This is a genomic window from Acinetobacter rongchengensis (genome assembly GCF_003611475.1).
GTDB classification, from domain to species: domain Bacteria; phylum Pseudomonadota; class Gammaproteobacteria; order Pseudomonadales; family Moraxellaceae; genus Acinetobacter; species Acinetobacter rongchengensis.
This window is the reverse complement of sequence record NZ_RAXT01000011.1, coordinates 34,880-54,373: the sequence shown is the minus strand read 5'-3', so window position 1 is coordinate 54,373 and position 19,494 is coordinate 34,880. Positions and strand designations below refer to the sequence as shown.

Sequence of the window (19,494 nt, the reverse complement as noted above, 5' to 3'; positions counted from 1 at the left end):
CCTAGAGCCACTTTTTTGCCATTTTGGCATAAATCCACAAAGGGATGAGTGTGCTAATAAACATGACCACGAGAAATAAGGGAATTTCTTTTCCCATGCTTACCAGCATGATCAGTGAGCCTGCACAGATGGGAAGGAAAGCAAAACCACTTTCTTTCATTAATTTATTATTGGTATCGACTAAACGAGGTGGAAGTTTTTTAAATTTACGCCAAATGACCAATACCAATAGCAGGCTTAAAAGGCCAGTTAAGTTCCCCAATTCAGGATGATCAAATTGTGTCATGACCCAAACCGAAGCTTCACGAAAGAAGACGATCAGTCCTATGGTGAATCCCCAAGCTTGCCAATCTATGCGTTTTAACTGATCCATGCGTCTTGATATATAAAATTTGCCCTTTCACGTTTTAACCGATTTAGCGTTTGATTTCAAACTCTTCTAAAGGCCGTTTAAACTGTTGTGCTTTACTCCCAAGAATTTCGTCAATAGGTAAATGTGCTTGTTTGATGAGTTGTTCCAATTTTTGAGGTGCCATTGCAACCCTTAAATGTAAATGACCTTGATCATCATAGTGTTCAGATTGAATAACATTTAAAGCATAAAGTTGGTTACGTAACTTGCCATAAGCAGGTTTTAACAGCAGCTCAAAATTTTGGATTTGTCCCATTAAACATTCATGGACTGCTTTACGAAGCAGGTCTAAGCCTTGTCCTGTATGGGCTGATACATAAACACGATCAGGTTGGTGTGGTTTGGCATAAATGATTTTAGCGTCTTCACCAGACTGATCAATTTTGTTATAGACCCTTAAGGTTGGAATATCTGCACCAATTTCTTTTAATACCGTTTCTACTGCTTCGATCTGTTCCATGATTTCAGGACTACTTGAATCAATTACATGCAGTAGTAAGGTTGCCTCTAATGTCTCTTCCAAAGTTGCTTTAAAGGATTCGACTAAAGAATGAGCGAGATTGCGCACAAAACCAACAGTATCTGCTAGAACCAGTGTTCCAATACCTTCCCAGTCCAAACGTCTGAGGGTCGGGTCAAGTGTGGCAAAAAGTTGATCCGCAGCATAGACATCACTTTTTGCTAAAATATTGAATAGGGTTGATTTTCCAGCATTGGTATAACCGACTAAGGATACAGTCGGAATATTGGCCTTTTGGCGTGCAGCACGTCCTTGCATGCGTGTTTTCCGCACTTTTTCAAGACGTTCTTTCAGTTGCTCCATACGAATGCGTAATAAGCGACGATCTGTTTCTAATAGTGTTTCACCTGGTCCACGTAAGCCGATGCCCCCTTTTTGGCTATCCAAATTGCTACGGCTACGAACCAAACGAGACGATAGGTGATCTAATTGAGCAAGCTCAACTTGAAGTTTCCCTTCATGGGTACGGGCACGTTGTGCAAAGATGTCAAGAATTAATCCTGTACGATCGATCACACGACATTTTAAAATTCTTTCTAAGTTACGCTCTTGCGCAGGAGAGAGGGCCTGATCAAATATAACCAGCTCAATTTCTTCATTTTCAACACGTTCAGCAATTTCTTCGGCCTTACCTGTGCCAATAAAAAATTTAGCATCAGGTTTAATGCGTTGAACCGTTAAGTGTTCAAAAATTTCAGCACCTGCAGACTTTGCCAGTAATCGAAATTCCTCAGCGTCCAAATTTTCTAATATTTGTACATTTACACTGATTAAAATGGTTTTTTCACCACCTTGATGCTGATCAAAGTATTCCACAGATATTAAAACTCAGAAGCATTAGCGAATAACCATTCTAAAGTAAATTGACTGTGAAATCCTCATGGGCTGTTAAAGAATTGCAATAAATAGCTTTGAAAAGATAACCAAAGCACCGCAGTATAAAATTACATAGCCGAGAACAGTTTTGAATTGGATCTGCTGAATTTGAGGGTTTAACCGATGCCACGATTTTAACGCTTTTTTAAGTCGATCATGCTATTTTCTCCTATGTTGAATTGTTGGATACTTTATTGAAAATATTGGTCATGAAACACGTTGGTGAATGCATTAAATACATTGTCTATGCTGATGTTTAAGGATTATTTTTAATTTTATTAACGGCATCAGATTCATAAAATGTGTGTTGCGTAAGTTTTTGCTATGTTTTTATGATCAATGCAACTTTATGTATATACGTATACAATACTGTCGGTTTAGGGGCTGTCAACAGACCCAAGTATGAAATATAGTCAGTTTAGTGAGCTTCTATGACTCAACAACAAGTAAGCAAAAAGTCAAATTCATCGAACTTAAGTGTGTTATCTAAACTTTTTTTATATAGTAAAAAAATAGTCACGGGTACAGTGGCTATATCTGAAGGCTTTTATTTGGTTTATCGCCATCAGCTCTATAAAGACCCCAATAATCCGAATAATACACGTTATGTACAATATTTTTGTCGACGTCTTTGTGAGGTTTTCAATATTGATGTTCGGGTGCATGGAGACATTCCTCGCGAGCCAGCATTGTGGGTCAGTAATCATGTTTCTTGGCTAGATATTGCTGTTTTAGGTTCAGGTGCACGTGTTTTCTTTCTAGCGAAAGCAGAGATTGAAAAATGGCCAGTTTTTGGAAAACTTGCAAAAGGAGGGGGAACCTTATTCATCAAACGTGGTTCTGGAGATTCGGTTCGTATTCGTGAGCAAATCGCTGAATTTTTAAGTAAAGATATTCCTGTCTTATTTTTTCCCGAAGCGACAACGACTGATGGGACAAAAGTTAAAAAGGTACATGGTCGCATTTTAGGTGCAGCAATAGAAGCCAATAAACCCGTACAAGTTTGTGTGATTTGCTATGTCAATAAAAATGGTCAATTAGATACCGTTGCACCATTTATTGGAGATACGACTTTTGTTGCGCATATTCAAGCGGTTTTAGAAATGCCAAAAGTCACTGCACATCTGAAGGCTTTCCCTCGGATTTCTACAGAAGGACATAGCGTAGAAAGTCTTACCAAATTGGTTCAGGAAACCATGCAAACAGGTCTGGAAGATTTGCAAAGAGACGTTTTAGTGGGCTAAACATTTCATTTTTACAAGAAGGCTTTTACATAAAGCCTTCTATTGGTAGCCATGAAATCACTTTAATCCCAGCTTTTTGCCACCATTTCATTTTAGGCTCTTTGCTAAAGGTCGTGATCCCTTGCGGTGTAGTACGCAACCAGTTGATATTATCTTGTGAATCTAAAACCAATTTATACGCGTATTTTTTCAAATTCTCATCCATGGTTTTATGCACAGCATTGGCCAAAGGTGGACTGTTAATAATGACCCCGATTTCTGTATTTAAATTGGCAGAGCGAGGATCAAAATTAAAAGAACCAATAAAGACTTGTTTATTATCAATCGCCATGAGCTTGGCATGTAAACTTGAACGACTCAACCCTTTTAAACTGACCTTGGTTTTCTTAGAAATTTCTTTGCTATTGGCGTATAAATTTTCTTCTGATACTGCGGGTAAAAATTCATAGAGCTCTACGCCATTTTTCAGTAAGTTTTCACGGTATTTTGCATAAAAAGCATGTACCAGTGCGACATCATTGGCTTTAAATGAGTTGGTTAATACCCGAACCTTTACATCATCTTTGGCGAGTTCGATCAGTTTATTCTCGCCTTTTTTCTGCGGTACAAAATAGGCGGAAATCAAGTCAACACTTTCGGTTGGCGTTTCCAAACGTTTAACCATTTGGAAATTGAGGTGCTGTTCCTTTTTTGCTTTAGCCTGAATTTTATCAGGAGAGTCTTTCACGACTTCCGCTTTGACCCAATCTAATTGAATATTATGATTGAGCCACTGGTCAAAATCATGGGTTCGGTTACTTAAATTTAAATAGTTTTGTGTTGTAATTTCTTGATAATGTTTGGTTAATTGATCTTTTAAACCTTCATAACGCAGTGTGTACGCATTGTGATTGACGATATTTCTAACTGGATATGCATAGCTATGATTCCAATACTCATCAAAAGAATGGGTAATATCATCTACAGCTTGTCCTGCCAGCATTACATCAACATCGGAAAACTGATAACTATCACTAACATTGTAGTATTGATTACTCATATTACGCCCACCAATCAAAGAAATTTGATTGTCGGCAGTAAAGGTTTTATTGTGCATACGACGGTTAATTCGTTTTAAATCGATGAGCATGTCTAAAGGGCGCATCCCTCTAAAACGATAGGGGTTAAACAGTTTAACCTCGATATTGGCATGTTGATCAAGTGCTAAATAGACACCTTCCATTTTGCCTGCATTATTATCATCGATTAATAAACGAATTTTTACACCACGGTCAGCAGCTTCTATCATTTTATAGAGCGCCAATGAACCAATTTTGTCGTTATCCCAAATATAATATTGTAAATCTAAGGTTTTTTCGGCTTTTTCAATTAAATGAATACGTGCTGCAATGGCTTCTAAAGGGTCGTATAAAACGTGATAACCCGTTAGTTCAGGGTTTTGTTCTTTTAAAGGGCTAATAATTCGAGCTAGAGACGTATCGTTGGTATTGATATCGTAAGCATATTCAGGCTGTATATTTTGTTGTTTGGGCAGCGTTGTACAAGCAGACAAACTGAGGGCTAAACAAGTACTCAGCACCAATAAACCTTTGGAACGAGAAGAACCTGTGTAATACTTTTGCTGTATTTGCGTATTGTGATTGAGCATTCGTTCCATAATTTTTTCTGCGACTCTCAGAGCTAGAGTATAATTATCTTAGCTGAAAAGATAAATAAGCGTTAACAGGTGTTAAATACCTGAGAGATTGAATATGTTCATGACTTTTAATGTTACTTCAATGTTTTATATGAGCTTTATCTTGCTTGCAATTTGGGGTGTTTCTCAAGCATGGTTAAGCCAGTCAAGAACTGAAACGATTCATCCTTTCAAGTCTTTTGTTCATTTATTGGCATTTTACCTTTCTTATTTATTAATTCCGTTGTTCTTTTTTAACATTTATGCAGGTTGGATCGGAATTTTTTCGATCCATGAAAGTATTTTTATTTTTTTACTTAGTAGTTTATTGATTTACGCACGATTTATTGAGCCTCATACTGTGCACGTTAAGCGCTTACAGTATCAGTTTGATGAACGTAAGCCTTTTCAAAAACCGATAAAAGTCGCATTACTTGCAGATTTGCATATCGGACTTTTTTCAGGACATGAGCGCCAACTCAGAACAATTGTTAAAAAAGTGAATTTGGAACAACCTGATTTTGTTGTAGTTGCAGGGGATTGGACCTATGAACCTGAAAATAAATTAGCAGAAGAACTGGCCATATTAAAAGAGATTCAAGCACCTGTATATTCAGTCAATGGTAACCATGATGAACAGTATCCAGGGCCACCTATTCAGACCTTATTAGCGCATGCTTTAGAGATCAATGATGTGATGGATATTGAAGGTCAAATTGTCGAGTTTGATGAATTTCGCCTTATAGGCATTGGTGATTTGTGGGCAGGCAAAGCGGATATGCGCTACATGCCTCAACTTCCGCAAGATAAACCTTGGCTGATTTTGTCACATAATCCAGATACTGTAGATATGGTTCCGAAACTGCCTACACGCCCGTTAATGTTGTCGGGTCATACCCACGGTGGACAAGTGGAACTGCCTTGGCTAACCAGCTATATCATGAAGAAAGTATCTATTTTGGGACATAAAAGAGGATTGTATCAGCATGAAAATGCAGATGTTTTTGTGAGTGTCGGTACGGGAATGGTGGGTGTGCCTTTCCGTTTTAGAGTGCCACCAACGATTGATATTATTGAATTAAATTAATGCGTTTAGATATTAGAAATCTTTCATTTGATAAATCATGACAACATTTATAGGATCGTATAGTAAGTATAGATCATTATAGTAAGGAACTTTGATCTCGCCGGGATCTTCCGAGTATAACAAGATGGTGCTTTAGCTTTCAGAATGTAGTGGCATAAAATCTAGGTTAGATTGTGCACTAAATATTCTGTAAATTGGTGTTTTTGAAATTGAGTTGGGATCAAGAATAATTACAAAATTAGGCTAAATAAAAGTAGTAATTTGTCTGTGAATCATGAATATTCATAAATTGTCATAAAACATTGTTAATCTCAACGAAGTACAGCTAAAACAAACGATCAAAACCTAGAGAGGGTGAAACCATGACTCGCGATTATGCAAAATTTCCTGAAGACGATAACGGTAATTTACTTTGGCAAATGCAAGAAGATGGTGATGATCTAGAAGAAATACATGAAGTTGAATTCTCTATGTATTTTAAAACAAGACAGGCAGCAGAAACCTGTGCAATCTATCTTTTACATGAAGAGCAAAAAATTTCTCTTTATCTAGATGAAGATGTGGAACCCAATGAATGGGTGATTACCGTTTATGTCAATCTACTCCCTGAGTATGAAGATATTGTTTATTTAGAACAATGGTTTACCAAAATTGCTGAGCAATTTGAAGGTGAGTATGATGGATGGGGATGTACAGCATATGTTTTTGAGGATTTAGATGAAGAAGAATAGGACTTTACCAAAATAATCATGAGCTGATCGCTGAACATTCAAAGCTTTAAGCGTGATGTTGCTCGTCGATATCACGCTAAAATAAATGATTTATTTTATATGATGAACTAAGAATCGTTGCATTAGATTGATCAATATATTAATTTCAGTGCACTCTAAAAAAATAAAATAAGTATTAAACATGTATTGATGTGTTTAGTGGCGATCGCTTTATCTTTCAATCAATAGATGCTTCAATGATTGTAATGATTTGAAATAAATCATTATATTTTTAATTCGCTGATTTTGTTTTTAAAAATACACGGTTTGTTCGGTGAGATTTAAGCACCCAATATTCTAATCAAGAACATCATAGGAAATAAAAAATATACATATAAAATTTGAGCTAGCAGTACACTGAATGTCCATCAAAAAATAAAATTCAAGGATTCGAATATGAGTAATACTGTAAAATTACATCGTGTATTTAGTGCGCCTGCTGAACGTGTTTATCGTGCATTTCTAGATCCAGATGCATGGGTTAAATGGATGCCTCCACATGGGTTTACGGCAAAAGTACATCATAGTGATGTTAAAGTGGATGGTTCCTATAAGATGTCTTTCACCAATTTTTCTACAGGTTCAACCCATTCATTTGGGGGGATGTATGAAGAATTGATTCCTAATCAACTTATCCGTTATTTTGATGAATTTGATAACCCTGAATTAGCAGGGAGAATTGAGGTTGTCATTGAATTAAAATCAGTTTTAGTTGGTACAGAAGTGAATATTACCCAATCAGGTATTCCAGATGTGATTCCAGTTGAAGCATGTTATTTAGGATGGCAAGAGTCATTACAATTATTCGGTTTATTGGTCAATCCAACCATTCCAGATCAGTAAATTGATCTGAAACTCTCTCTATTTTATATAAAGCTAATTTAAATTAAATTTATATAGATTTGATTTTTATTGTTAATAACTGATTTTTAAGAGAAGTTTTTTGAGCTTTAAACTATCAATTTTATAGCGGGGCAAGTATGAGTATCCAAACCAAGAGAGTGTATGATGCAGTATCCGCGTCGGATGGCAAGCGAGTATTGGTCGATCGACTTTGGCCCCGTGGGATTAAAAAAGAGCTTGCTCAAATTGATTGGTGGCCGAAAGAAATTACCCCTTCAAATGAGCTACGAAAATGGTATCACGAAGACATGGAAAATCGTTGGGAAGAGTTTGAACAAAAATATCGAGCTGAACTCTCCGATGCCACTACAGTATTAAATACCTTAAGAGATATGATTCAAAAAGAAAGTGTGACCTTAATATCCGCTGTGAAAAATATAGACCACAGCCATGTCACAGTATTGATTGATATTTTATAGCAGCTTGAGAAGTAAAATCCCATAGAAAATATAGGTGATTTAACACTGTGAAAAACATAACAATGTTATAATGCTAACTTTAACTATTTTTGAGATTTTTATGTCTTTACCTCACTGTCCTAAATGCAACTCTGAATATACTTATGAAGATCATGCTGTATTGATTTGCCCTGAATGTGCGCATGAATGGAAAGAGGCAGATTCAACGGCAATTGAGGAAACCACAATTATCAAAGATGCCGTTGGGAATACTTTACAGGATGGCGATACGGTAACTGTGATTAAAGACTTAAAAATCAAAGGCTCCTCTTCTGTTGTCAAGGTAGGTACCAAAGTAAAAAATATTCGATTGCTTGTAGATTCAAGCGATGGACATGATATCGATTGTAAAATTGAGGGGATCGGGCCTATGAAGTTGAAATCCGAATTTGTTAAAAAAGCATAATGCTTAACTGTTTTCGTATCAAAGCTCAATGTGTCGCCACATAGAGCTTTGATTTTTAAATATAAGATAATCAGATACTTGAATGTTTTATGAGGTTGTATGTTCAAACTATGAGTTAAAGAATATGCATTATATTGGCCTAACGAAATTACATTTATAAACAATAAAATATGCTTTAGAAGCTAAGTAAATCATTTATATTTTAGCTAAGTGGCGTCATTTATATTCAATACAACGCTGTGAAATACAAGAACTGAAAATAATCAAGAGGTAACGAGCATGTCGGGATGGTATGAAATTAGTCAAGCAAAAGACGGTCAATACCGTTTTGTATTGAAAGCTGGAAATGGGGAAGTGATCCTGACGAGTGAACTGTATAAGGCAAAAGCTTCTGCTTCAAACGGGATCGCATCTGTACAGAAAAATAGTGTTGATGATGCACGATATGACCGTTTAGAGGCGAAGAATGGCAAACCTTATTTCAATTTAAAAGCTGCAAATCATCAGATTATTGGAACTAGTCAGTTTTATTCAGGTGATGCTGCTCGAGATAATGGCATAGAATCTGTAAAGAAAAATGGGCCGTCAGAAAAAATTAAAGACTTAACTTTAGATGCTTAATGAGCACACATAGTTGTTATTGAGTGAACGGAAAGCATGCCAAAAGGCATGCTTTTTTAGTTTTACTTGAATATATGGAAAATTCATTTGGTTTTATTTTTTCATGATTAGTATATAAAACCAGGTTCTACTCATTGGATGAGTAAAGATTGACTTAAAAAGCTGATATAACATAAGCATATTGTTAAACTAGAATTTAAAGTAATATAAGTTTATGAAAAAATACAAAAAATGATTTTCCAAATAATAAAAAAAATTTTTAAAATCCTACTAAAGTAATGTACAAATTTGTTCTCATAATGTTAATATAATGATAAATGTGTCACAAATAACAATAACGGAGTCTTTGGAATGAAAATTAGAATTGATGGCGATCGAGAAATTGCGGATGAAGTATTGTTGCAAATAAAGTTATGGGATGACGCTATTATAGGTCTAAAAGTTGAGTGTTTATTGGGCCAATGTGCAGATGATATTAGTTTATTTGATGTGGGCACTCAGTTAGATGGTATAAATGCATATAAACAAGAATGGGAAAAGTTCAGTCCGTATTTTAATACTGATGTGCAAATTGTACGCCGTGACATTAAAATTTATGCTTCAGAAGGGTTAGCGGTTTTGCATTGTCACTCTAAAATTGAAAATAATTTATTGAAAGAAACAATAAAAATGCCTTGGTGTCGTACTACACTTTGTCTAAAAAAACAGCAAGGACATTGGTTGGTGGTGCATCAGCACATTTCAATGCCAGTCGATATGATGACAGGAAAAGCGATTGTTTTGAAAGATAATCCAAAATTGAGATTGGTGGTTTAATCTCTCACAGCTTTGGCTGTTTTGAGGGATAGAATCTAAAAAACTTTAAGCTAGATGATTTGGTATTATTCACGAGAATTTAAAATAAATACAATAAAATTTATAGATGAGATTATTTAAACGTGATTGGGGGCTTGTATGTCGCGCTAAGATTTGAAAAAATCATGATAATAATCTCATAAAGAAAACAAAATGCCAAATTCACAGTTATCTAAACTAGGATGGCTTAGGCCATTAAGTGCAAGAAATCCGCACGAATCTCATCGTGCTGCGACACCACTCGAATTATTGTTCGATTTAATCTTTGTTGTGGCCATTGCTACAGCAGGGCAACAATTACACCACAGTATTATTGAAAACCACCTAGCGCAGGGTCTAACACTTTATATTGTAGTATTTTTTGCGTTGTGGTGGGCTTGGATGAACTTTACTTGGTTCGCCTCTGCTTACGATAATGATGATGCGCTTTATCGGGTGATGACCTTTGTCCAAATTACTGGTTCTTTAGTGGTTGCCGCAGGTATTCCACGCGTTTTCCAGCATCAAAATTTTGACATGATTTTTATTGGTTACGTGATTATGCGATTGGCTTTAGTCACACAATGGCTGCGAGCCGCCAAGCATGATCCTGAGCGAAAGCAGATCGCATTAAAATATGCTTTTGGTATTATTGCTGTTCAAATTCTGTGGTTATTTTTTCAATTTAGCCCAATTCATTTCACGATCTATTTATTTGTCTTGCTTGCATTGGTGGAATTAAGTATTCCATTTTTTGCTGAAACCAATGATATGACGCCATGGCATCGGCATCATATTGTAGAACGTTATGGCTTATTGACGATTATTGTCTTGGGCGAATCGATTATTGGTTGTTTTGCTGCAATTTCAGATGCAATGAATAATGCATTATTCAGTAAAGAGCTCTGGTTTCTTACAATAGGGGGCTTATTGATCATGTTTACCATGTGGTGGGCTTATTTCGACCATAGTGTTGCAGACCATTTAACCAGTAAAAAACGCACATTTATTTGGGGCTACGGTCATTTTTTTATTTTTGTGAGTATTGCTGCTTTAGGCGCAGGTCTAGCAGCAGCTGTAGATGTCATCGCACATAAAGCAGAAGTTTCATCAGAATTGGTCGCCTATTTTATTGCGATTTCTCTCGTTGTTTATAGTGGATGCTTGTGGTTTTTGCAGGATATTTATCACCTTTCTGGATTTAGAAAATGGATTTATCCAGTATCGGCTGCCATCGTATTGAGCATTCCGATGTTTATTCCTAGTTTAGGTTATTGTGTTTTTGCAATTGCTGTTGTCTATGCATTGCGTTTAATGTTTTCCAAGTGTTTTTTAGCGAAATAAGCCAATGGGGTTTCACGATTTTTATCGTTTAAGTTCACATGCTGTTATTGTGAATACATGTCATCAAGTTTTACTATTGAAAGCGACTTATGCGGGTTGCGCATGGGGATTACCTGGTGGTGGTTTGGATCAAGGAGAAACGATTCACCAAGCTTTAGTTCGTGAGTGCTTTGAAGAATTAGGCTGTGATATTTCCATTGAATATCTATCAGGTGTTTATTTTCATTCAGCGGTGAATTCGCACGCTTTTATTTTTCGTTGTCAGATTGCAGAAGGGCAAACCATTCAATTGAGTGATGAGCATTCTGAGTACCGATGGTTTGATGTGGCAGAATTATCAACTGTGCAAAGGGTTCGAGTTGAAGATTGTATGGCTTTTGATGGTCAGGTGCAGAGTCGGTCATTTTAGTCAGCATAAACGATAAAAAAATAAAGCAATAAAAAACAGGTCATAAAGACCTGTTTTTTATTTTTATGATCCGTTTAATGCTTAATTTGGCAATGCATAAGCAACTAAAGAGTCACCCATTTTAGTACCAAATGAACCATGACCACCCGCCATGATGACAACATATTGCTTGCCATTACTTTCATAAGTCATTGGTGTTGCTTGACCACCCGCAGGTAAGCGACCTTTCCAAAGTTCATCACCATTGCTGACGTTAATTGCACGAATGTAGTTATCTTGTGTACCACCAAGGAACATAACGTTTCCTGCTGTTGAGATAGAGCCACCCAACATTGGTACGCCCATTTTAAATGGTGGTAATGGAATACCCGGTAAACTGTCACGGATTGTTCCAATACGACGTTTCCAAGCCACGTTATGTGTTTTTAAGTCTACACCAGCGACATAGCCCCAAGCAGGTTGTTTACATGGTAAGCCGAATGGAGATAAGAACGCGCTGATTTCTACACCATAAGGTACGCCATACATAGGTTGTACACCGGCTTCGGTACCAGCACCTTTCGCTGTTTTAGGGCGATTTGGATCTTCTGGGATTAATCTGGAAACAAAAGGCAAGCCAATTGGATTCATTACCGCAATTTGACGATCAGGATTGACCGACATACCACCCCATTCAAAGACACCTAAGTTGCCTGGGAAAACCAACGTACCATTTTCAGAAGGTGGGGTATAAATACCATCATAGTTTAGCTTGTGGAATGATACACGACAGATTAACTGGTCAAACATGGTTGCGCCCCACATTTGTTTGTCTGTCAATTTTTCTTTCGGTGCTAAATCAAAATCTGAGAAAGGTTGAGTTGGTGAATAACGTTCACCTTTGGTTTGCGGACCACGTTTTATGGTTTGCGGCACAGGTTTTTCTGTAATTGGAACAATTGCTTGACCATTCCGACGGTCTAAAACAAAGGCATTTCCTGTTTTGGTTAAAACGTAAATCGCAGGAACGGTTTGCCCATTTTTATCTTGAATATCTGCAAGTGTAGGTTGCGATGGTACATCCATATCCCACAAATCATGATGGGTTGTTTGGAAATGCCAAACCAATTTACCCGTGGTTGCATTGATGGCAAGCATAGAGTTTGCATAACGCTCATGCAATTCAGTACGGTTACCTCCCCAAATATCAGGTGTTCCTACGCCTGTTGGTACATAAACGATGTCCAATTTTGCATCATAAGCCAATGGTGCCCATGCATTTGGTGAGTTTTGTACATAAGTTTGACCAGGTCCAGGAATCTTATTTGGATCTTCTGCGCCTGTATCAAATACCCATAACAACGCCCCCGTATTTACATCATAACCACGAATTACACCTGAGGGTTCTTCTGTTGAATAGTTATCAGTCGTTGAACCTGCGATGATAATGGTTGTACCTGTCACAACAGGAGGAGAAGTAGGGATATAACCACCTGGATAAGGGAAAGGCATATCTTTCTGTAAATCAACTTCGCCATTGCGACCAAAGTCACTACATGCTTTACCTGTATCGGCATTGACTGCCACGATACGACCATCGTTCACAGGTAAAATGACTTTGCGAGGGCATTCTGCTGATGCTGATTTTTTGCTTTGTAAGCTGGCTGCAAAACCAGTGGTATTGGCAGCATCGTAATATGAAACACCACGGCAAGTTAAATGCTGGAATGTATGATCCGCTTTTAATTGAGGATCAAATACCCATTTTTCTTTGCCTGTTGATGGGTCAAGTGAAACCAATTTTTGGTGAGTTGTACAAATGTACATACTATTACCAATTTTAATCGGTGTGACCTGATTGGTTGTTTCACCAGAATCTTTGTCTGTTTTAAAATCTTTGGTGTGATATTCCCAAGCCACTTTTAAGTCTTTTACGTTCTTTTCATTAATTTGAGTTAATGGAGAGTAACGTAGACCAGATTGCGTACGACCATAAGCAGGCCAGTCACCATCGGCGATACCCTCAATGGCTGCAGGTGTTGGTTGGTTACTTGTCAGTGTCCCACGGATTTCTTGCGGATCATTAAAAATCGAATACACCATAACAGCAATGGTTATTGCCAATGTACCTGATAAGGCAATTTTGGCATTTTTTGCATCGAAACCACGAGTGACTGCTGGAATGAGCAACCATAAACCAAATACACCTAAAATGTCTAAACGAGGTGCAAGGGCAAAGAAGTCTGAACCAACTTCCCAGAGTCCCCAAACAACTGTTCCGAGTACTAATGCTGCATAAACGATTAATGCTGAACTGTTTAATTTACGCAATAAAATTGCTGTCGCAATAAAGAATAAACCTGCAATGATGTAGTACCAAGACCCACCTAAAACTGCAAGCCATATCCCGCCAATCAATAAGACCAAACCCATGACAATTGCGATCACAATCGTCAAAGTTCTGAGTCCTGAAGATGGAGTTTGCATAATGACCACCTATAATTTCTTAATTCTAAAAATCCTCATCGATCTTTCACAAGTTTGATGAGGAACTTTGCTTAAATTTCTAGATTTTAAATATCTCAGTCGCAGGAATCGGAAACATTAAAAAGACAGGCAACGGAAATATTTATTATCTATAAACTAAAATGCGGTTTGGAGTTTGATACCACCAACCCATGCATTTTCACCATTTTTATATGCTCCAACATGATGTACATATTGAATATTTGGGCGAATGGTTAGCCAATTTGTCGCATGAACACCGTAATAGAGTTCAGCATTGTATTCTTCATTTTGTTGAAGGACTTGAGTGTCATTGACGTCATCATTGATACGAATACGAGCCACACCCAATGCAATTTCATCTTGAGGTCGAGCGTCGAAAGCACCTTTATAGACAAGTCCAATATTTTGCATATTAGCAACGTGGTTGGTATCTGAGTCATGCACTGTGACATTGACAAAACCTGTTAAACCACGGTTTTTGTCGTTGTTATGTGTGGTGAATTGCTGTTTAGCAACAACCCAAACCCCTTGTTTATGTGAGGTTTTGCCTGCGTGTAGAATTTCAGGTGCATCCGCAGTACTGTAGTAATAACCTAGACGATATTCACCAGGTAGTTTGGCAATACCGACGCTAGGTTGCCATACCATTTCAGCAGGAATAATGGCGCCATGTGAACCATCTGTGCTGAGGTTCCAGCCTTTACCACGTTCTAAATTTTCTGGGTTGTATTCATAAACCCCAACCTGTGCATATAAATCAGGTTGGATGTTGTACTTAACGCGAGCAGCCCATTGACTGACGGGCCAGTTGTACCATTGGTCACCAACCCAGTTACCGACTTGAGAACCACATAGGGCAAGGTTTTGGAAATCACAGTCAAAACTATTGAAGTCTTCGCCTTCACCAAAACGACCGACTTTAATATCTAACTTTTGATCTAAGAATTTTTTCTTGATCCAAAAATCAGTTAAACGCCAGGTTTGACCGCGTCCCCAAACCTCTTGAGTTGAGCTAAGATGACCTGCTAAAGCGTCTGAAGTTTGAGAGAGCGAGCGGCCATTACGTTCAGTGATGGTGATTTGAGCTTCAGTGTCTTGCCAGCCTAGAACTTTTTCTAAATCTAAATGCGCACCAATAGCAAATTGGTCTGCATATTCAGTGCCGTGACTTGAATGCTGATCTGAATCAAGTAATGTTGCCAGTTCACCTGTATATCCTAAGCTAAAGTCATAACCCTTTTGTTGCAATTCAGTTCGTTTACCATTCCAGTCACCAAACATCCATGCGCTATTTGCATCAAATGCTTCGGCTGCATGTGCATTAGACAATGAACAACTTAATGATAAAAGGCCGAATGCCCAATAATAACCTTTAGTTTTATTCATATTGAGTGAGCTCGATAACATTTGTAACTAATTATGTATGATACTCTTGTTTTGTATAAGGATTCATTATTTTTAGATTTTTTATGTAACTTTTGTATATATTTTATCACATATTGATAAAATTATACTTATTTTAAGAGTAGTTGAAGGCCTTAAGTTATTCTTCTTCTGTGCTTTTTTATAAACTTAGATCATCTTATCGACAGAATGTTTCTTGCTTTAGATTTGTAATCTCAAGGCTTTTTATTATTGGAAAAAGATCTAAGTGAAAATAGCGGTTTAATATAAAAATAGACAATTTGTATGTTCTAAAGCATATGTGTAATCACAGCTTGAATTGATTACACATATCATTTGCTTAAAAAATGAGGTGAATTATTTGAATGGATTAAGTTTCAGTCATTTCAAATCGAAACATTCATTGATTATACAATCGGTTTACCATTTACCTTCGTCTAGCTCTTGTCCAATATAGTCATAACGCATTTGTGAGCGAGAAAACTTAATAGGACATGCCAATTGTGGTTCTTTTTGATCCGAGTAAGCTTTCAATGGAACCTCTACAATCCAATTACGTTCAGTGGCGAGAGGGGATGTTAAAGCTTCATCTAGGGTTAAAACAGGCTCTACACAATAATCGAGCTGACTAAAAATTTGATTCCATTCAGCCCATGTTTTGCTTGCAATCTTATTCTGAATTGCTTGTTTAACTTCCTTGCGATCATCAGAATCAAAAGAAGCACCTTTTGCAAGGAGTAATGGTAAATCTAAGGTCGTGGCTAAACCATTCATAAATTGTGGCTCTAAGCTACCAATTGAGATATAACGACCATCTTGTGTTTGATAATAATCATAAAAGGTACCGCCATTGAGCTGTTCAGCTTCTACTTTTTGATGCTGTCCACCTGCAAGATTTGCTGCTGCTGCCATATTATTCATACTTACAACACAATCCGTCATTGAAATATCAATGTATTGCCCCATTCCACTGTTTTGACGTTCTGTAACCGCAGCTAGGATTCCAATCACAGCGTGTAATGAACCGCCTGCAACATCTGCAATTTGGATACCCATTGGCGGTGGGCCACTGTCTTGGCGACCGCTATGACCTGCAATACCTGATAATGCAATATAGTTAATATCGTGCCCAGCTTTGTCTTTATATAAGCCCGTTTGTCCATACCCCGTGATGGAACAATAAATCAATTTAGGATTTATTTCTGCAAGTGTGTGGTAGTCCAAACCAAGACGTTGCATGACACCTGGTCTAAATTGTTCAACCACAATGTCAAACTCGGAAATTCTTTGTTTAATCCGTTCAATATTCTTTGGATCTTTTAAATCTAAGGCGACAGATTGTTTATTACGGTTTAAATAACTGTGAGATGTGGCTTGTCCATTGGCATAAGGGGGGAATAAGCGGACTAAATCTGGGCGTGTCGGTGATTCAACATGGATCACTTCTGCCCCCATGTCTGCAAGGTACATCGTCGCAAAGGGGCCAGGTAATAATGTTGAAAAATCGAGTATTTTCAATCCCTTTAAAGCTGTTGTCATAATGATTTTTACCAAATTTAGATTGATTTTTACCTTATATTAGAAATATAAAACTTATATAACAATGTCATGTTCAGCCATTTACCTTGATCATTTCGGCAATTTAAGATGTAAAAAGGTGATAAGCAGTGTTGTAAATCGCCAATTAAACATTTTTTAGCGTCATTTAGGTCAACTCTAGTGAACATCAAAGAAACTGAAGGATTTAACATGAGCCGTGATACGATCAGTATCCATTTTGTGAATGCAGCCCTAACAGGCGTAAAGCGTCTAGGAATGGATGTTGACACCTTACTTTCACATGTGGGCATAGAGGCAGAATTACTTCGTCAACCTAAAGCACGTATTTCTCCAGAGCAATATACACGCTTTGTTAAAATGTTATGGCTTGTCACCCAAGACGAGCATGTTGGTTTTGATATTCAACCACGACGCTTGGGTTCTTTTGCAATCATGTGTCAATTGATCATTCATGCCAAGACATTGGGTGAAGCTTTGGAGCTTTCATCTCAATTTTATAAATTATTTGGCGATGAATGGTCGGTTGCTGTTGAACGCGATAAACATGAAGCGCGTTTGGTTCCATTGATTCCAAAAACCATGGATCCTGATCATTTCATTACAGAAAGTATGTTGATGATTTGGCATGGTTTAGCCTCTTGGTTGATTGAGCGTCGTATTCCTTTAGAGCGTGTGCACTTTGGTTATCCACGTCCAAGTCATGCAGATGAATATGATGCGTTGTTTTTTGCACCAGTGATGCAATTTGATATGCCACGTACAGAAATCACTTTTGCTGCGGATTATCTAGATTTACCGATTCGTCAAAACGAAGCAAGTTTGGAAGAGTTTTTGAAAGCTGCGCCAGCTCAATTGTTGGTGAAATTTAAAAATACCAATTCATTGACCTCACGCATTCGTGATGTTTTAAAGAGCCAAATTGGTGAAGAAATGCCAACCTTGAATGATGTCGCTTCAATGTTGTATTTATCTCCTCAAACTTTACGTCGTCGTTTGGCTGCGGAAGGGAAGAGTTATCAGGGGGTGAAAGATGCTTTACGCCGTGATGCTGCCATTCATTTATTGCTCAATCCTGATTTAACTTTGGAAGATGTCGCTCAACAAGTTGGCTTTAGTGAAACCAGTACATTCCACCGTGCATTTAAGAAATGGACAGGCGTGACACCAGGTCTGTATCGTCAGTTGCATGGTTATCATTAAGTTTTGCTTGAAATTTTGAGTTTAGTTTTAGAATAGTTTTCAGTTTTCTGCCCAAGGCCACTTGGGCTTTTTTACGCCAATTTTTTGTTGTATAACAAGAGCAGAAGTGTGATATTGATATAAAACATGATGTACTTAATATTAAAAATCAGAAAGTAAAGGAAGGGGAGTCGATGAGAATCCAATTGGGCGATTTTGATGATTTACAGGTGCAAAATTTACTGCGTATTCACCTACAAGGTATGCATGAAACATCACCGATTGAAAATAGTTTTGCATTGGATTTAACAGGTTTGCAAAAACCGAATATTAATTTTTATACCCTTTGGCAAGATCAAGTACTGTTGGCTTGTGGTGCGATTCAGCAACTTTCTCCCACACATGCCGAATTAAAGTCTATGCGAACCCATCCTGATCATTTACGTAAAGGCGCAGCAACCCAAATTTTGCAACATTTATTAGAGATCGCACAGCAGAATCATTATCAAACAGTGAGTTTGGAAACAGGAACGCATGCATCTTTTGAGCCAGCCATTACACTGTATAAAAAGTTTGGTTTTCAGAAAGGTGAGGCATTTTCAGATTATCAAGCCTCTGAGTTTAATCAATTTTTTCATTTAAATTTGGTTGCACAATAATAAAGGGAATAGACCTAAAACATGACTTATTCTGTTCGAGCGATAAACCCTTTAGATATTGAAAAACTCGTTGAAATTGAGAAGTCTGCTGCTCAAGCATTTCTATACATACCTGAATTAGCATGGATTGCTAAAAGTCCAGTTTTATCAGCGGATACTCATCTTGAATTGATTGCGAATGTATACTCATTTGTGATCGTGAATGCACAAGATCAACCTGTTGGGTTCTTATATGCACAGAAACAAGGTCAGGATTTTTATATCATCGAAATGGATGTCCATCTGGATTTTCAGAAGCAGGGCATTGGTCGTCAATTGATTGAATATGCAATTGATTATGCTCAACAGTATGGCTTTGTATCAGTGAGTTTGACGACATTTGTCAATGTGGCTTGGAATCGTCCTTTTTATGAAAAGCTGGGTTTCCAAATGATCAATCAATGCGATTTACCACTATATCTTCAAAATGCATTAAACAACGAAGTTGCTTTTGGTTTTTCTCGAGAAAGTCGATGTGCAATGCGATTGACCATTCAATAAAATCAGTCATTTGAAGGGGATTTCGATTTAATACTATTCTTTTAGGGATATTGATCTATGACCTTTTGTTTTGAGTTCGTGTGTTCTAAAAGTTTAAATCAATATC

At 37.3% G+C, this 19,494-nt stretch carries 19 protein-coding genes; 13 read left to right on the top strand and 6 right to left on the bottom strand.

Annotated elements, in window-relative coordinates; all coding sequences use genetic code 11:
- Position 1: 1 nt before the first annotated feature.
- Entirely contained in the window at positions 2-373 is a 372-nt protein-coding gene (locus D7V20_RS07815; protein WP_120383749.1) for a hypothetical protein, read from the bottom strand.
- Positions 374-416: 43 nt separating this feature from the next.
- Complete coding sequence (hflX, locus tag D7V20_RS07810) at positions 417-1,748, bottom strand: ribosome rescue GTPase HflX (RefSeq protein ID WP_120383748.1); 1,332 nt, start codon at positions 1,746-1,748, stop codon at positions 417-419.
- Between the two features lie 491 nt (positions 1,749-2,239).
- On the opposite strand from hflX, the gene D7V20_RS07805 reads away from it, so the two are divergent.
- Positions 2,240-3,052: a lysophospholipid acyltransferase family protein gene (locus D7V20_RS07805; protein ID WP_120383747.1), complete on the top strand. Its 813-nt coding sequence runs from the start codon at positions 2,240-2,242 to the stop codon at positions 3,050-3,052.
- A gap of 25 nt (positions 3,053-3,077) precedes the next feature.
- Here the strand turns inward: D7V20_RS07805 and D7V20_RS07800 are convergent, their stop codons facing one another.
- The gene (locus D7V20_RS07800) at positions 3,078-4,709 is read right to left on the bottom strand and encodes a phospholipase D family protein (RefSeq protein WP_120383746.1); all 1,632 of its coding nucleotides are present in this window, start codon (positions 4,707-4,709) and stop codon (positions 3,078-3,080) included.
- A gap of 94 nt (positions 4,710-4,803) precedes the next feature.
- On the opposite strand from D7V20_RS07800, the gene D7V20_RS07795 reads away from it, so the two are divergent.
- The 9 genes from D7V20_RS07795 (at position 4,804) to D7V20_RS07755 (ending at position 11,559) form a co-directional block, all read left to right on the top strand.
- Positions 4,804-5,814 (top strand): metallophosphoesterase, encoded by a 1,011-nt coding sequence (locus tag D7V20_RS07795; protein ID WP_120383745.1) that lies wholly within the window; start codon positions 4,804-4,806, stop codon positions 5,812-5,814.
- A 362-nt stretch (positions 5,815-6,176) separates the two neighbouring features.
- Entirely contained in the window at positions 6,177-6,545 is a 369-nt protein-coding gene (locus D7V20_RS07790; RefSeq protein ID WP_120383744.1) for a ribonuclease E inhibitor RraB, read from the top strand.
- Between the two features lie 435 nt (positions 6,546-6,980).
- On the top strand, positions 6,981-7,427 hold the full coding sequence (locus D7V20_RS07785; RefSeq protein WP_120383743.1) for an SRPBCC family protein: 447 nt from the start codon (positions 6,981-6,983) through the stop codon (positions 7,425-7,427).
- Between the two features lie 137 nt (positions 7,428-7,564).
- The gene (locus D7V20_RS07780; RefSeq protein ID WP_120383742.1) at positions 7,565-7,906 is read left to right on the top strand and encodes a DUF488 domain-containing protein; all 342 of its coding nucleotides are present in this window, start codon (positions 7,565-7,567) and stop codon (positions 7,904-7,906) included.
- A 100-nt stretch (positions 7,907-8,006) separates the two neighbouring features.
- Positions 8,007-8,351, top strand: coding sequence for a zinc ribbon domain-containing protein YjdM (locus D7V20_RS07775; RefSeq protein WP_120383741.1), 345 nt, complete (start codon positions 8,007-8,009; stop codon positions 8,349-8,351).
- 279 nt (positions 8,352-8,630) lie between these two features.
- A complete protein-coding gene (locus D7V20_RS07770; RefSeq protein ID WP_120383740.1) occupies positions 8,631-8,972 on the top strand; it encodes a YegP family protein in 342 nt (113 codons plus the stop codon).
- Positions 8,973-9,323: 351 nt separating this feature from the next.
- Complete coding sequence (locus D7V20_RS07765) at positions 9,324-9,788, top strand: YybH family protein (RefSeq protein WP_120383739.1); 465 nt, start codon at positions 9,324-9,326, stop codon at positions 9,786-9,788.
- A gap of 192 nt (positions 9,789-9,980) precedes the next feature.
- On the top strand, positions 9,981-11,150 hold the full coding sequence (locus D7V20_RS07760) for a low temperature requirement protein A (protein ID WP_120383738.1): 1,170 nt from the start codon (positions 9,981-9,983) through the stop codon (positions 11,148-11,150).
- A 4-nt stretch (positions 11,151-11,154) separates the two neighbouring features.
- Positions 11,155-11,559: an NUDIX hydrolase gene (locus D7V20_RS07755; protein ID WP_120383737.1), complete on the top strand. Its 405-nt coding sequence runs from the start codon at positions 11,155-11,157 to the stop codon at positions 11,557-11,559.
- 81 nt (positions 11,560-11,640) lie between these two features.
- Here the strand turns inward: D7V20_RS07755 and D7V20_RS07750 are convergent, their stop codons facing one another.
- The 3 genes from D7V20_RS07750 to D7V20_RS07740 all read right to left on the bottom strand — a co-directional run bounded on the left by D7V20_RS07750 (position 11,641) and on the right by D7V20_RS07740 (position 16,989).
- Positions 11,641-14,025, bottom strand: a complete 2,385-nt coding sequence (locus tag D7V20_RS07750; RefSeq protein ID WP_120383736.1) for a glucose/quinate/shikimate family membrane-bound PQQ-dependent dehydrogenase — start codon at positions 14,023-14,025, stop codon at positions 11,641-11,643.
- A gap of 156 nt (positions 14,026-14,181) precedes the next feature.
- Positions 14,182-15,432: a carbohydrate porin gene (locus D7V20_RS07745; RefSeq protein ID WP_120383735.1), complete on the bottom strand. Its 1,251-nt coding sequence runs from the start codon at positions 15,430-15,432 to the stop codon at positions 14,182-14,184.
- Positions 15,433-15,870: 438 nt separating this feature from the next.
- Positions 15,871-16,989, bottom strand: coding sequence for a CaiB/BaiF CoA transferase family protein (locus D7V20_RS07740; protein WP_120383734.1), 1,119 nt, complete (start codon positions 16,987-16,989; stop codon positions 15,871-15,873).
- A gap of 210 nt (positions 16,990-17,199) precedes the next feature.
- Between D7V20_RS07740 and D7V20_RS07735 the strand changes: the two genes are divergently transcribed.
- From D7V20_RS07735 to D7V20_RS07725, 3 genes are all read left to right on the top strand, one after another.
- Positions 17,200-18,210 (top strand): AraC family transcriptional regulator, encoded by a 1,011-nt coding sequence (locus D7V20_RS07735; RefSeq protein ID WP_089606468.1) that lies wholly within the window; start codon positions 17,200-17,202, stop codon positions 18,208-18,210.
- Positions 18,211-18,383: 173 nt separating this feature from the next.
- Entirely contained in the window at positions 18,384-18,848 is a 465-nt protein-coding gene (locus tag D7V20_RS07730; RefSeq protein WP_120383733.1) for a GNAT family N-acetyltransferase, read from the top strand.
- Positions 18,849-18,869: 21 nt separating this feature from the next.
- Positions 18,870-19,388 (top strand): GNAT family N-acetyltransferase, encoded by a 519-nt coding sequence (locus tag D7V20_RS07725; RefSeq protein ID WP_120383732.1) that lies wholly within the window; start codon positions 18,870-18,872, stop codon positions 19,386-19,388.
- Positions 19,389-19,494 lie beyond the last annotated feature (106 nt).

Bases quoted from the DNA above. Each gene is read 5' to 3' on its own strand.
- D7V20_RS07815 (WP_120383749.1), bottom strand. From the start codon at position 373: ATGGATCAGTTAAAACGCATAGATTGGCAAGCTTGGGGATTCACCATA.
- D7V20_RS07805 (WP_120383747.1), top strand. From the start codon at position 2,240: ATGACTCAACAACAAGTAAGCAAAAAGTCAAATTCATCGAACTTAAGT.
- D7V20_RS07800 (WP_120383746.1), bottom strand. From the start codon at position 4,709: ATGGAACGAATGCTCAATCACAATACGCAAATACAGCAAAAGTATTAC.
- D7V20_RS07795 (WP_120383745.1), top strand. From the start codon at position 4,804: ATGTTCATGACTTTTAATGTTACTTCAATGTTTTATATGAGCTTTATC.
- D7V20_RS07790 (WP_120383744.1), top strand. From the start codon at position 6,177: ATGACTCGCGATTATGCAAAATTTCCTGAAGACGATAACGGTAATTTA.
- D7V20_RS07785 (WP_120383743.1), top strand. From the start codon at position 6,981: ATGAGTAATACTGTAAAATTACATCGTGTATTTAGTGCGCCTGCTGAA.
- D7V20_RS07780 (WP_120383742.1), top strand. From the start codon at position 7,565: ATGAGTATCCAAACCAAGAGAGTGTATGATGCAGTATCCGCGTCGGAT.
- D7V20_RS07775 (WP_120383741.1), top strand. From the start codon at position 8,007: ATGTCTTTACCTCACTGTCCTAAATGCAACTCTGAATATACTTATGAA.
- D7V20_RS07770 (WP_120383740.1), top strand. From the start codon at position 8,631: ATGTCGGGATGGTATGAAATTAGTCAAGCAAAAGACGGTCAATACCGT.
- D7V20_RS07765 (WP_120383739.1), top strand. From the start codon at position 9,324: ATGAAAATTAGAATTGATGGCGATCGAGAAATTGCGGATGAAGTATTG.
- D7V20_RS07760 (WP_120383738.1), top strand. From the start codon at position 9,981: ATGCCAAATTCACAGTTATCTAAACTAGGATGGCTTAGGCCATTAAGT.
- D7V20_RS07755 (WP_120383737.1), top strand. From the start codon at position 11,155: ATGGGGTTTCACGATTTTTATCGTTTAAGTTCACATGCTGTTATTGTG.
- D7V20_RS07750 (WP_120383736.1), bottom strand. From the start codon at position 14,025: ATGCAAACTCCATCTTCAGGACTCAGAACTTTGACGATTGTGATCGCA.
- D7V20_RS07745 (WP_120383735.1), bottom strand. From the start codon at position 15,432: ATGAATAAAACTAAAGGTTATTATTGGGCATTCGGCCTTTTATCATTA.
- D7V20_RS07740 (WP_120383734.1), bottom strand. From the start codon at position 16,989: ATGACAACAGCTTTAAAGGGATTGAAAATACTCGATTTTTCAACATTA.
- D7V20_RS07735 (WP_089606468.1), top strand. From the start codon at position 17,200: ATGAGCCGTGATACGATCAGTATCCATTTTGTGAATGCAGCCCTAACA.
- D7V20_RS07730 (WP_120383733.1), top strand. From the start codon at position 18,384: ATGAGAATCCAATTGGGCGATTTTGATGATTTACAGGTGCAAAATTTA.
- D7V20_RS07725 (WP_120383732.1), top strand. From the start codon at position 18,870: ATGACTTATTCTGTTCGAGCGATAAACCCTTTAGATATTGAAAAACTC.